This window comes from Fictibacillus nanhaiensis, assembly GCF_042686385.1.
Taxonomy (GTDB): Bacteria; Bacillota; Bacilli; order Bacillales; family Fictibacillaceae; genus Fictibacillus; species Fictibacillus nanhaiensis.
The window spans coordinates 2454809-2467627 of record NZ_JBHUPF010000006.1; the positions used below are offsets into that span (position 1 = coordinate 2454809).

Genomic DNA, 12819 nt, shown 5'->3' on the forward strand with positions numbered 1-12819 from the left:
AAAGTAGAACGTTTTACCTATATGATAGGATAGTGATATATAAAGAATATATAAAGAAAATGTCCTCTAACATTATAAAACAAATCAAGTCCTTTGTATACTTCGACTAATATAGACACTATCTTATATTATTTGTACGATGGAAGTGTTTGGAATACTTGTTGAAATTATTACAAATTTGTGAACGGTTATAGGACAAAAAAAGCAGGTGAATGAATTGAAAAGATTTTATCAGATTTATTCTATTATTACTTCACTAGGAATGTTGCTCGTATTGCTAATGGGAGCTGTTGTAACAAAAACAGGCTCGGGAGACGGATGCGGTAATTCTTGGCCCCTCTGTTATGGAGAGATCTTGCCTACAGCACCTAAACTTGAAACGATTATTGAGGTAAGTCACCGGTTTGTGTCAGCATGGCTTGGTCTTCTCGTTATCATACTCGCGATTTGGGCATGGAGAAGAGACCCGCATAGAAAAGAAATAAAGATTCTAGCTGGATCAGCGGTATTCTTTATTATCCTTCAAGGCCTTTTAGGAGCCGCTGCAGTTGTTTGGAGTCAATCTTCAGCTGTTCTTGCTTCTCATTTTGGCTTTTCACTCGTTTCGTTTGCAAGTGTTCTGTTGATCGCGATTCTTTCTTTTGAAGATCCTGATCGCCCATTTATAGCGAAAGTATCACCAGGATTCAAGAAAAATATCTATTGGTTATTTGCGTATCTATATGCGGTTGTATATACGGGTGCACTCGTAAGACATACCGGCTCAAGCATGGGATGTGGTCCAGAGTTCCCGTTATGTAACGGAACCATATTTGCAACGATAGGATCTCAAGCTAGCATTCATTTGTTGCACCGTATTGCGGCTATCGTACTTTTTATTTGGATCGTATATTCTTGGTATCACGCGAGAAAGTACTACAGCGATCAAAAAGTAGTAACAAAAGGATTTCAGTTCGCTCTCCTATTCGTCATCCTCCAAGGTGTATCAGGAGCATTGATCGTTTATTCAAACTTAAACTTATTCGTAGCCCTTGGGCATGGATTGATCATCTCTTTCTTGTTTGGAACACTGAGCTACTTAGCTTTAATCGTATATCGAAAGTAAATCAAAAAACCCAAGGTGCACGGTTTGCACCTTGGGTTTTTTATTTTGCTGTTATCGTATGTTGCTTTTGGAAGTATTGATTTCCGTTCCAGGCTGCTCGCTTTCCACGGGGCAGACGCTGAGCCACATTCGTACGTTTCACTCTTAAGTGTCTCAGCTGCCCGCCTGTCCCGTAGGAGTCTCGCACCTTCCACTCCAATCAATTGTCAAAGGTGACAAGGAGGTCAGAGCACAATCTTTTAGAAAAGACCGTTTTATTTTTACTTAATCAACTCTATTAATAGATCGCCGGCAGCGATTCCCTCTCCGTTTTGAACAGAGATCTCTTTAACGGTTCCATCAAATGGAGCTTGAACCGTCGTCTCCATCTTCATGGCCTCAGTTATCATGAGGTGGTCACCTTTTTTAACCTTCTCCCCTTTTTCAACTAGAACTTTGATCACAGTTCCTGGCATACTTGCACCAATCTGTGAAGGATTTGAAGGATCTACCTTTTGCTTTGCAGATACCGTGACTTTAGCACTTTCGTCGATAACTACGATTTCACGTGATTGACCGTTAAGTTCAAAATAAAGAACTCTTGATCCATCATTCTGTGCCTCACCGATTGAAACGAGTTTCACGATTAACGTTTTACCTTGCTCGATCTCTACTTCAATCTCTTCTCCAAGCTTCATCCCATAAAAGAACGTTGGAGTATCAAGAACTGAGATATCTCCAAATTGGGAATACATCTTCTCTCGATCTAAGAATACCTTTGGATATAAGGCATACGCCAGCACATCAAAACTAGTTACTTGACGATTTATCTTGTGGAATAACGTTTCCTTCATGTCATTAAAATCAGCCGCCTCTAAAAGCTCTCCAGGCCTCACTGACAGAGGTTCTCTTCCTTTTAAGATGATGCGCTGCAGTGCTCTAGGAAAACCTTCATACGGCTGTCCTAGGTACCCTTGAAAGAATTCTACAACAGAGTCAGGGAAATCCAAAGAATCTCCTCGATCATATACATCATCTTCGGTTAAATTGTTTTGAACCATATAAAGAGCCATGTCACCTACAACTTTTGAAGATGGCGTAACTTTAACCACATCACCAAACATATCATTCACTCTACGATACATCTGTTTTACTTCATCCCAACGTTCACCAAGGCCGACTGCCTTTGCTTGTTGTTGAAGATTACTAAACTGACCGCCTGGCATCTCATGCTCATATACTTCTGGGTCTGGTGCAGCTGAGTTGCTTTCGAACCCAGAATAATATTTCCTGATATCTTCCCAATAAGAAGAGAGGTCTTTAACATGGTCAATGTTCATTTCAGGTTGTCTTTCGTTTCCTGCTAGCGCGTAGTAAAGGGAATTTGCACTCGGCTGTGATGTCTGACCTGCCATTGAACTTACAGCAACATCTACGATATCCACACCTGCTTCAGCCGCTTTAGCATACGTATAGATTCCGTTTCCGCTCGTGTCATGCGTATGAAGATGGATTGGAATATTAATGGATTCTTTGAGCGCTGATACTAAATCGTAAGCAGCTTGTGGTTTTAAAAGACCAGCCATATCTTTAATCGCTAGTATATGTGCCCCTTCAGCTTCAAGCTCTTTTGCTAGATTCACATAATAATTCAGATCATATTTTGTTCGTTTCGGATCTAAAATATCTCCTGTATAGCAAATAGCAGCCTCAGCGATCTTTCCTGTCTCACGAACCGCTCTAATTGCTACTTTCATACCTTCTACCCAGTTTAAGCTATCAAAGATACGGAAGACATCTATACCTGCCATAGCTGACTTTTTAACGAATTCTTCAACCACATTATCTGGATAGTTTTTGTACCCTACCGCATTAGAAGCTCTCAGTAACATTTGGAACAGTACATTCGGAGCCTTTTCTCTCAGCTTAATCAGGCGGTCCCATGGATCTTCATTTAGGAAACGATAAGAAACATCAAATGTGGCTCCACCCCACATCTCAAGTGAGAACATCTCTGGCCATAATCTTGCAGTCGGCTCAGCAATATGAAGAAGATCATTCGTACGAACGCGAGTAGCTAATAATGATTGGTGACCGTCGCGGAATGTCGTATCCGTAAGAAGTAGTTTCTTTTGATCCTTTATCCAACGAGATACTGCTTCTGGCCCTTCAGCATCTAACAATTGCTTCGTCCCATTCGGAATCGGCTCAGAATGTTTAATCTGCGGAATCCTTGGTTTAGCAAAGTTAGGTTTGTCCTGCTTACTAAGTCCTGGAAATCCATTGATGGTTGTCGCCCCAATATACGAAAGCATCTTCGTCCCTCTATCTTTACGCTTTGGAAAAACGAAGAGTTCACTGCTTGTATCAATGAAAGAGGTATCATAATCACCTGACAAGAACTTTTCGTGTGTGACTACGTTCTCAAGGAAGGCAATGTTTGTTTTGATACCACGGATCCGAAACTCTTTTAAGTTTCTTAACATTTTAGAAGCTGCTTGCTCATAAGATAAAGCCCACGTTGACACCTTAACGAGTAAAGAATCATAAAAAGGCGTGATAATAGCACCTTGAAATCCATTTCCAGCATCCAAACGAACGCCAAAGCCTCCACCAGAACGATAGGCCATAATCTTACCCGTATCAGGCATGAACTGATTAGAAGGATCTTCTGTAGTTACACGGGATTGAATCGCATAGCCGTGACAATAGATATCTTCTTGCTTTGGAATACCAATCTCTTTTCCGTGTAGCGGGTATCCTTCTGCGATAAGAATCTGCGATTGAACGATATCAATACCAGTGACCATTTCCGTAATCGTGTGCTCTACCTGAACCCTTGGATTCACTTCAATGAAATAAAATTTGCCATCTGGTGTTACTAGGTACTCAACTGTACCTGCATTGATGTAACCTACATGCTCCATCAAAGATACAGCGGATTGACAGATATCATGACGTAGCTCTTCAGATAGAGAAACACTTGGTGCAACTTCAACTACCTTCTGATGCCTTCTTTGTACAGAACAGTCGCGTTCATATAAATGTACCAAATTGCCTTCATGATCTCCTAGTATCTGTACTTCGATATGTTTAGGGTTCTCAACAAACTTTTCGACATATACTTCATCTTTACCAAACGCAGCTTTAGCTTCTGATTTTGCACGGTCATAACTTTCCGCAAGGGAGTTTTCACTTCTCACGATGCGCATTCCACGTCCGCCGCCACCCATAGAAGCTTTGATAATGATAGGAAAACCGTTGCTCAGAGCAAAGTCTCTCACTTCTGAAAGACTGTTAACAGGTCCATCACTACCCGGAATAACTGGGATGTTGGCATCGATAGCAGCTTGTCTAGCTTTGACTTTATCTCCGAAAACATCGAGGTGTTTTTGGTTCGGACCAATGAAAATAATTCCTTCTTCATCACAACGTTCTGCAAATTCTTTGTTTTCTGATAAAAAGCCGTATCCTGGATGAATCGCGTCAACACCATTCGTCTTAGCGATCTCAATAATGCCTTCGATATCAAGATAAGCATCGATCGGTTTCTTACCCTCTCCTACAAGATAGGCTTCATCAGCTTTATAACGATGATAAGATCCCGTATCTTCTTTTGAATAAATAGCTACTGTTCGTATATCTAGTTCGGTACAGGCTCTGAAAATTCGAATTGCAATTTCTCCTCGGTTTGCTACTAAGACTTTGCTGATTTTTCTACTCATACAAGTTCCTCTCCTTTTACCGTTACATGATAGCTTTTATCTTTCTGTTTACTTCGGGCTTTCGATCAGGCACTTTTTTGTTCAGATTTACTTTTGCAGAAATATTTATGAGAATCCCCATCGATGTTAGAAACAATAGAAGGGATGAGCCCCCGTAAGAAATAAATGGTAACGGAACACCAGTAATAGGTAATAACCCTACTGCCGCACCGAGGTTGACCACTGTTTGAATTCCAATCATTCCAGCAATACCAAATGCTAATAAACTTGAATATGTATCATTACTCTGCATGCCAATCCAGAATCCTTTTAAAACGATATACGCTAACAAAGCGATTATTGAAAATACTCCAATAAAACCAAGCTCTTCTGCAATAATGGCAATGATAAAATCTGTGTGTGGTTCAGGAAGGAACCCATATTTTTGTATACTCTCGCCTAAGCCTGATCCTGTAATTCCACCTGCAGCGATTGAGATATAGCCATTAACAAGCTGATATCCATCACCGGCAGGATCTTTAAAAGGTGCAAATGCTGCATCAAAACGGGAAAGTTGTTCAGGTGTCAAACGAAGGAATATTCCTAATCCTACGATACCCGCAAATGCTGCCATAGAGAAAATATGTTTGAATTTAATACCCGAACAAAACAAAATAACTCCGGCTACTCCCGAAACGATAATGCCTGTCCCTAAGTCCGGCTGCCTTAAGATTAAAAGGAACATAATGGCGAAAATCGTTAACGGAGGAATGACTCCTTTTTTGAAATCTTGCATTTTTCCTTGTTTCTTAGAGTAGATAGCTGCTAAGTAGATGGCTAGTGTTAGCTTGATGAATTCAGCAGGCTGAATACCGATCGGACCTATGTATAACCAGCTTTTTGCGTTGTTCACTTCTCGTCCGAACAATAATACAAATATTAAAATAAGAATAGAAAAGACGACGATAGGCATCATTAGCTTTTTATAGATTTGAACGTTAAACCTCATGGTAAAATACATGAGTCCTATCCCAACTAAAAGAAAGATTAGTTGTCTTGTAAAGAAAAAGCTGCTGCTATAATCGTATTTGTTGATCGTTACCCCTATACTCGCGCTGTAGATCATGACTAATCCAGCACTGCACAATAATAGTACGGCTACTATCAAAGAATAGTCATAGGGTCTTACTGCTTTTTTCACGTTGTTCACCTTTCTCCTCTCTTATGAAGTCTTAAAAACTGCATCTTTATAATTATTAGATATTGTAACACATAAACCTTTTTTATTTATGATACAACACTACAGCTCCTGCTTCTTATAGTATTTCGAATGATATGTCGGCTTTTTGATGAACATCCTCTCATAAATGTAAATGACCCTTTGGAAAGCAGAAACCTGTAAAAGAGATCAGCAACTCACAAGAAAATGCAAGCAATTGTATGTATATAAAAAAATCCAGTCCAAATTTTATTCTCGGACTGGTTGTCGATCATTTTTTCATTGAGGCATCGTGCAAAGCAGTTAACTGCTTTTCAAGTGATTCTAATAACTTCTTACCTGTCTCTTCTTCGACCAGGTTTAAACGGACTGCAAAATCTATTTCACGGGATAAACCAAACATTTGCGTATCCAATACTTCCTCATAGAGGGGACATTGTGGCATTGTTAAGTTTTCCATTTGAACTTCAATTAGTTTCAGGATTTTGTCTGCATCTGCTTTTAATAGTTCAAATGCCCTTTCCCGATGTCCAGTTGCCATCTCAGCTGACAATGATCATCCCTCCGTTCGACACGATTTCTACCTTTAAATATAAAGGTTTGCATAAAAAAAATCAACATATTACAGTATTCTTATAATCGTGCTATGCTTTTCATAGCGTTTTTAAATTCAAGGAGGTTTATATGGAATTCATCGTTGCATTAAACGGAAAAGTAAACTATCCCCTTACATTAGATCCAGGTGTATGGATTTTTGATGATAGAAAAGAGGATTTACACACATTGTTCGATTTAGATAAATCGAAGGAAAACGAACAAGAAAAATACTTAAAAGAAGTGTCTGCACACTGGGACCGTGAATTACAAGAAGGTGCTGTCCCTCCATCAGAACAAAAAAAACAAAGCTCTAAGAGCACATTAAAAGAAACACTGTTAACAAGTTCATTCGCTATTTCTCTTTCGTATTTTATCTATAATGCACAACCGCACCCTGACGCAGAAAAAGTGAGGATAGAGTCAGGGGACGGTAGCGTTGAGATCACACTTGAAGAAGCTCAAAACGGCTACTTTGCTTTTTCGAATAATGGAAAACCACTCAAAGACGACGGTCCTGTTCATTTCTATTTTGGCGATGGTCGTAACAAAGAAAATCCGATCAAACACATTTCTGCCGTAACGATTCTCTAATTCAAAATTAGACAGCTCATACATGGGCTGTCTTTTTTTACTTATTCTTCTTCACACTATTTATAATAGATCCGCAGCAATCTGGGCCAGAGATGAACGTTCACCTTTTTCTAAACGAACATGACCACTCAATGCTTGATCTTTAAACTTCTCTACCACATACGTTAATCCGTTCGTAAACTCATCAAGATAAGGATGATCGATCTGTTGGGGATCTCCTAAGAGAACGATCTTACTACCTTCTCCTACACGGGTCAATATAGTCTTCACTTCATGTTTCGTTAAATTTTGTGCTTCATCAATGATAATGAACTGATCTGGCAGACTTCTTCCTCTGATATACGTCAAGGCTTCAACATGAATAGAACCGATGCCAGCTAGTATCTTTTCAAGTTCACCGGATTTTTTTGTATTAAATAAATATTCTAAGTTGTCATAGACTGGTTGCATCCATGGTTTTAATTTTTCTTCCTTTTCCCCTGGTAAGTATCCGATATCTTTTCCCACCGGAACAATTGGCCGAGCGATAAAGAGCTTTATATAATCTTTTAAGTCTTCTGTTTGAAGCAGTGCTGCAGCGAGGGTGATCAGTGTTTTTCCTGTTCCTGCCTTACCGATTAAAGTCACGAGTGGCAAGTCTTTGCGTAGAAGTAATTCAAACGCCATCTTCTGCTGAACATTTCTCGCTCGAATTCCCCATATCTGTTCTGAATCGTACCGAAGAGGCTTTAGCGTCTTACCGTGTTCATCCACTTTCCCAAGAGCAGAGACAGATGACCTGAACACATCTTTTAGAATTACAAATTGATGAGGATGGAAAGAATGACCCGTCAACTCGATCAATTGAAGTTCATTTTTTTCGTAAAATTTATTCAACAGATCACCTTGTACATATATTTCTTTGTATCCTGTATACGTTTGGTCATTCTTATCTATTACGCGATCGCTCAGAAAATCTTCTGCTTCAATACCAAGCGCGTCAGCTTTTACTCGAACGAGGACATCTTTTGAGACAAGTATAACTTTGATGCCACTTTTCTTTTCTTCTTCTTCTTGTTGAAGGTTCAAGGTTACAGCGAGTATTCGATTATCGTTCGTTTGTTCCACAAATGTTTCTTGAAGTCTTTTAAAGGATTTATGATTGAGTTCGACTCGAAGGGTTCCACCATTTTCAAGAGGAACTCCTTTATGCAGCTGTCCATTTTGTCTGACTCTATCGATCAGACGAGAAACCTCACGTGCGTTTCTTCCAATTTCGTCCATGTAACGTTTTTTTGAATCGACTTCTTCTAACACAACTGCAGGAATAATTACTTCACTATCTCCAAAAGATTGTATGGAGTATGGGTCCTGCAACAGTACGTTCGTATCTAGGACGTATCGTTTATTCAACATTCAGCCTCCTGACTTAATGTGTTCTTGAAATCATTAAATGCAAAGTGTTTAGGGACTGCCTATTAAAAATGTATGTACAAAGGAATAAAGTTAGAAGAATGTACAAAAAATAACGAAAAATGAACTGGAAGGATGAATTTCATTGAAAATATTTCGTATCATAGCCGTCCTTAGTGCCATATTCGTACTTTTTGGCTGCATGAACAATAATAAAGATAACGCTCAGAATGACCAAAATACTCCTAGGCTCACAAAAGTGAACCAAACCGCAAACAGTAAAAAACCTCACCAGCCAAAAGGTTCTCAAGAGATATCAAGGCACCTAGTAGGATTAGCTACTGGTATTCCAGGTGTAGAAGATGCAACAGCTGTTGTATTAGGTCCATATGCTGTCGTGGGGATAGATGTGGATCGCAAGCTAGATAATTCGAAAGTAGGATCTATCAAATATTCGGTTGCTGAATCCTTAAAGAATGACCCTAACGGGAAGAATGCTCTCGTTACAGCTGACCCTGATACAGTAGAAAGACTTCGTCAGATGGGTAAACAAATTCGTCAAGGCCATCCGATAGGCGGAATTATGAAAGAGCTAGCAGGTATTGTTGGAAGATTAATGCCACAAGTGCCTCACAGCATTCAGACCAAAAAGCCTTCTCCAACGGAAACGAACGATAGCCAATTATCAAAAAGAGAACAACAAGAGCTAAAAAATCAACAGCAAAAACAAGAAAAATCAGATAAGAATCAGCCTCAACGATTAAATGAAACGTGATTTTTTAGAATGGAAAAGACTCATGACGCCTTAGCTCATGAGTCTTTTTTATACGTTAACACAGAGGTTTTGTCGAAAATCGGATAAAATATTTTATGCTCGTAATTATTTTGAATTACACGTAAATAAGGGAGCTTTCTTCGGATAAAATACAAATCACCTCCTATAAAAGGATGTGTGTTCGCTATCGAAAGACAATCCGTTTATTTTGTTCACCTGAAAATTAGCTATCTACTCAAAGCCTAAGCGTCGTTCGTTTAATTTTCCAATTTCTTTATGGTATACTAATTGAAAGAGGTGAAAAACATTGCGTGTAAAATGCGTATTATGCGATAATATTGAAGTTATTGAAAATGAATGCTCCCTTGCAAAAAAATTAAGAAACCGTCCTATACACACGTTTATGTGCGAATCTTGCAGAGAACGCATAACGCGAAAAACTGCGGAGCGTGAAGCTACCGGTAATTTTACATTGTACCGAAGTCCGGATACTAACAATGATTGGTAATAACAAAAGGATTATTTCATGGATTTTATTTGGTACCATCGCCGGCGTTCTGCTGGCTTGTTTTTTTTACATGCTAGAACTATTATTTGGGATGAAACTTTACACATTTTTATTAAATATCGATTTTCTGCCTCTTCCTGATTCCATTATCTATAATGAACCCTTTCAGTTCTTTCTTCATATTATCATTGCGATTATCCTTATCGCAGTTGTAGATATACTTTGCAAAATCTATAATCACCCTTACCAGATCTCTTTAGCCATCAATGGAGTCATGTCGATCACCTTTTTCCCTCTTTACTACTTAGCTGTGGAAAAGCCTTTTTCAGACTCATTAACGTTACCATTCTTACTTTGGTTACTCGGCCACATACTCTTCGCGATTATCATTGCATATTTCGTAGCTCAACTTAACAAAAAAAGGAGTACTGATTAATCAGCACTCCTCGTTAAATCTTGGTTCACTTTGAATTCCTTCGTATAAAGCATCAATACTGTCTATAAAAAACTTTTCCGAGCTTTCTGTGCCGTTCACTTCATATTTTACCTCATAATAAGGACCTGAAATTGTTACAGCAACGATGTTCACGTGATGATCTTCAGTAAGAATCTCAGTGAAAAATTCAAAAGTCTCCTTAGCTGCTAGGTCATGGGGTCTTTTTTCATGTACTTTCCTAATGCTCAACCAATTGGATAGAGCGTCAACAAGCTGCATATAAGCCCCCCCCTATCAGCCTTTTTCTTTCTTACTCTGATGAAGTCGGACTTTGTAAATGATCAAGATGAGTGCGGCTACCATCAAACCTTCAGCAACTGGCAGTCCAATGCCGAAAAATGCTAGTGGCAAACATCCGATAATCAAAAACAAATAGATTACTACCGCTTTTAACGGCGGTAGTTTCTTTGCAAATCCTAACTTAAAAACAATGATGCTTAACACTGTTATGATGAGATATAACAGCAGAAAAGCTCTGACGGGGTCGTTCTCAATCCCTAGCAGCAATGCCATGGAGGACGAATCTTCCCCTGTCGCTTTCATGATTTCTTGTTCCTCCACGATTCCCACTCCCGATCGTTTTGTTAAGAAATATGTTTAGCCTTGAGCAAGTTTCTTTTTCTTTTCTACTCTTTCACGCTCGTTCTTATCAAGCACTTTTTTACGAAGACGGATGCTTTCAGGTGTTACTTCGCAATACTCGTCATCGTTCAAGTATTCTAATGCTTCTTCTAGTGACATGATACGAGGCTTCTTCATGCTTACTGTTTGGTCTTTGTTCGCAGAACGCATGTTAGTCATCTGCTTGACTTTAACGATGTTAACTGTAATGTCATTCTCACGAGTATGTTCCCCAACGATCATACCCATGTATACTTCTGTTCCTGGCTCAACGAAGATCGTACCACGGTCTTCAACACCCATGATTCCGTATTGAGAAGCTTTCCCGTTTTCCATTGAAACGAGTACACCTTGGCGACGTCCACCAACGTTTCCAGCGACCATCGGCTGATAGCTGTCGAACGTGTGGTTTAAGATCCCGTAACCACGTGTTTGTGTTAAGAACTCAGTTGTGTAACCGATCAAACCACGAGCAGGTACCATGAATTCAAGACGCACTTGCCCAGAACCATTGTTCACCATGTTCTTCATTTCACCTTTACGGTCTCCTAAAGATTCCATGATCGCACCTGTGTACTCTTCAGGAATGTCAATTTGAACATGTTCTACTGGCTCACATTTTACGCCATCGATTTCACGAACGATTACTTCAGGTTTTGATACTTGAAGCTCAAATCCTTCACGGCGAAGATTTTCAATCAAGATTGAAAGATGAAGCTCTCCACGACCAGACACTGTCCAAACATCTGGAGAATCCGTGTTTTCAACACGAAGACTTACGTCTGTTTCAAGCTCAGACATCAAACGCTCTTCAATTTTACGGCTCGTTACATATTTACCTTCACGACCAGCGAACGGTGAGTTGTTAACTAAGAACGTCATCTTCAAAGTTGGCTCATCGATACGAAGAACAGGAAGTGCTTCTTCTTGACCTTCAGGGCACACTGTTTCTCCAACGTTGATTTCTTCCATTCCAGATACAGCGATAAGGTCTCCCGCTTTTGCTTCGTTAATTTCAATACGCTTTAGGCCTAAGAAACCAAAAAGTTTTGTAACACGGAACTTTTTCACGGATCCATCAAGCTTCATTAGTGAAACAGCTTGACCTACTTTAATTGTTCCACGGAATACACGACCAATTCCGATACGGCCAAGATAGTCGTTGTAATCTAGCATTGTAACTTGGAACTGAAGTGGCTCAGCACTGTTATCTTCCGGTGCTGGAATTGTTTCAATGATCGTATCAAGTAGAGCTGTCATATCTTCATCTTGCTTGCTTGGGTCCATTGAAGCAGTCCCTTTAAGTGCAGATGCATAAACAACAGGGAATTCTAATTGATCTTCTTCAGCACCTAGTTCGATGAATAGATCGATCACTTCATCTACTACTTCTTCAGGGCGTGCAAAATCACGGTCAATTTTGTTTACAACTACGATTGGTGTTAACTTTTGCTCTAGCGCTTTTTTCAAAACGAAACGCGTTTGCGGCATACAACCTTCATATGCATCTACAACAAGTAGAACACCATCAACCATTTTCATGATACGTTCTACTTCACCACCGAAATCGGCGTGTCCTGGAGTGTCCATGATATTAATGCGTTTCTCGTTATAGTTAATTGCTGTATTTTTAGCTAGGATTGTAATTCCGCGCTCGCGTTCTAGAGCATTGGAATCCATAGCACGTTCATTAACTTGTTCGTTGTCACGGAAAGTTCCTGACTGATGTAACAATTTGTCCACCAATGTCGTTTTACCATGGTCAACGTGGGCGATAATTGCTATATTGCGTAAATCATCTCTTCTATTCAAATGTATTCTCTCCTTATATC

At 39.5% G+C, this 12819-nt stretch carries 13 protein-coding genes; 5 read left to right on the forward strand and 8 right to left on the reverse strand.

Going from position 1 to position 12819, the window contains the following annotated elements; translation table 11 throughout:
- Window positions 1-217: 217 nt before the first annotated feature.
- Window positions 218-1105, forward strand: a complete 888-nt coding sequence (locus ACFS5O_RS16170; protein WP_205726016.1) for a COX15/CtaA family protein — start codon at window positions 218-220, stop codon at window positions 1103-1105.
- Between the two features lie 40 nt (window positions 1106-1145).
- On the opposite strand, the gene ACFS5O_RS16175 is transcribed toward ACFS5O_RS16170, so the two are convergent.
- The 4 genes from ACFS5O_RS16175 to ACFS5O_RS16190 all read right to left on the reverse strand — a co-directional run bounded on the left by ACFS5O_RS16175 (window position 1146) and on the right by ACFS5O_RS16190 (window position 6548).
- Entirely contained in the window at window positions 1146-1292 is a 147-nt protein-coding gene (locus ACFS5O_RS16175) for a hypothetical protein (protein ID WP_205726015.1), read from the reverse strand.
- Between the two features lie 73 nt (window positions 1293-1365).
- The gene (gene pyc / locus ACFS5O_RS16180; RefSeq protein ID WP_205726014.1) at window positions 1366-4809 is read right to left on the reverse strand and encodes a pyruvate carboxylase; all 3444 of its coding nucleotides are present in this window, start codon (window positions 4807-4809) and stop codon (window positions 1366-1368) included.
- Between the two features lie 22 nt (window positions 4810-4831).
- A complete protein-coding gene (gene ftsW / locus ACFS5O_RS16185) occupies window positions 4832-5989 on the reverse strand; it encodes a putative lipid II flippase FtsW (protein ID WP_205726013.1) in 1158 nt (385 codons plus the stop codon).
- Window positions 5990-6278: 289 nt separating this feature from the next.
- Window positions 6279-6548, reverse strand: a complete 270-nt coding sequence (locus tag ACFS5O_RS16190) for an Fpa/YlaN family protein (protein ID WP_370630111.1) — start codon at window positions 6546-6548, stop codon at window positions 6279-6281.
- A gap of 143 nt (window positions 6549-6691) precedes the next feature.
- Here ACFS5O_RS16190 and ACFS5O_RS16195 point away from each other — a divergent pair, with 143 nt between their 5' ends.
- Window positions 6692-7195 (forward strand): peptidyl-prolyl cis-trans isomerase, encoded by a 504-nt coding sequence (locus tag ACFS5O_RS16195; protein ID WP_205726012.1) that lies wholly within the window; start codon window positions 6692-6694, stop codon window positions 7193-7195.
- Between the two features lie 60 nt (window positions 7196-7255).
- Here ACFS5O_RS16195 and ACFS5O_RS16200 read toward each other — a convergent pair whose 3' ends face one another.
- Window positions 7256-8590 carry a PhoH family protein gene (locus ACFS5O_RS16200; RefSeq protein ID WP_205726011.1) on the reverse strand — a complete coding sequence of 445 codons (1335 nt, stop codon included), beginning with the start codon at window positions 8588-8590 and terminating at the stop codon, window positions 7256-7258.
- A gap of 142 nt (window positions 8591-8732) precedes the next feature.
- On the opposite strand from ACFS5O_RS16200, the gene ACFS5O_RS16205 reads away from it, so the two are divergent.
- The 3 genes from ACFS5O_RS16205 to ACFS5O_RS16215 all read left to right on the forward strand — a co-directional run bounded on the left by ACFS5O_RS16205 (window position 8733) and on the right by ACFS5O_RS16215 (window position 10306).
- The gene (locus ACFS5O_RS16205; protein WP_205726010.1) at window positions 8733-9362 is read left to right on the forward strand and encodes a YhcN/YlaJ family sporulation lipoprotein; all 630 of its coding nucleotides are present in this window, start codon (window positions 8733-8735) and stop codon (window positions 9360-9362) included.
- A 307-nt stretch (window positions 9363-9669) separates the two neighbouring features.
- Window positions 9670-9870, forward strand: coding sequence for a YlaI family protein (locus tag ACFS5O_RS16210; RefSeq protein WP_082861351.1), 201 nt, complete (start codon window positions 9670-9672; stop codon window positions 9868-9870).
- On the forward strand, window positions 9860-10306 hold the full coding sequence (locus tag ACFS5O_RS16215; RefSeq protein ID WP_205726009.1) for a hypothetical protein: 447 nt from the start codon (window positions 9860-9862) through the stop codon (window positions 10304-10306). Before ACFS5O_RS16210 ends, ACFS5O_RS16215 begins: the two co-directional genes overlap by 11 nt.
- Here ACFS5O_RS16215 and ACFS5O_RS16220 read toward each other — a convergent pair whose 3' ends face one another.
- The 3 genes from ACFS5O_RS16220 to typA all read right to left on the reverse strand — a co-directional run bounded on the left by ACFS5O_RS16220 (window position 10307) and on the right by typA (window position 12799).
- On the reverse strand, window positions 10307-10585 hold the full coding sequence (locus ACFS5O_RS16220) for a hypothetical protein (RefSeq protein WP_205726008.1): 279 nt from the start codon (window positions 10583-10585) through the stop codon (window positions 10307-10309).
- Between the two features lie 15 nt (window positions 10586-10600).
- Window positions 10601-10879 (reverse strand): YlaH-like family protein, encoded by a 279-nt coding sequence (locus ACFS5O_RS16225; protein WP_228116289.1) that lies wholly within the window; start codon window positions 10877-10879, stop codon window positions 10601-10603.
- Window positions 10880-10963: 84 nt separating this feature from the next.
- Window positions 10964-12799, reverse strand: coding sequence for a translational GTPase TypA (typA, locus tag ACFS5O_RS16230; RefSeq protein WP_205726007.1), 1836 nt, complete (start codon window positions 12797-12799; stop codon window positions 10964-10966).
- Window positions 12800-12819: the final 20 nt, after the last annotated feature.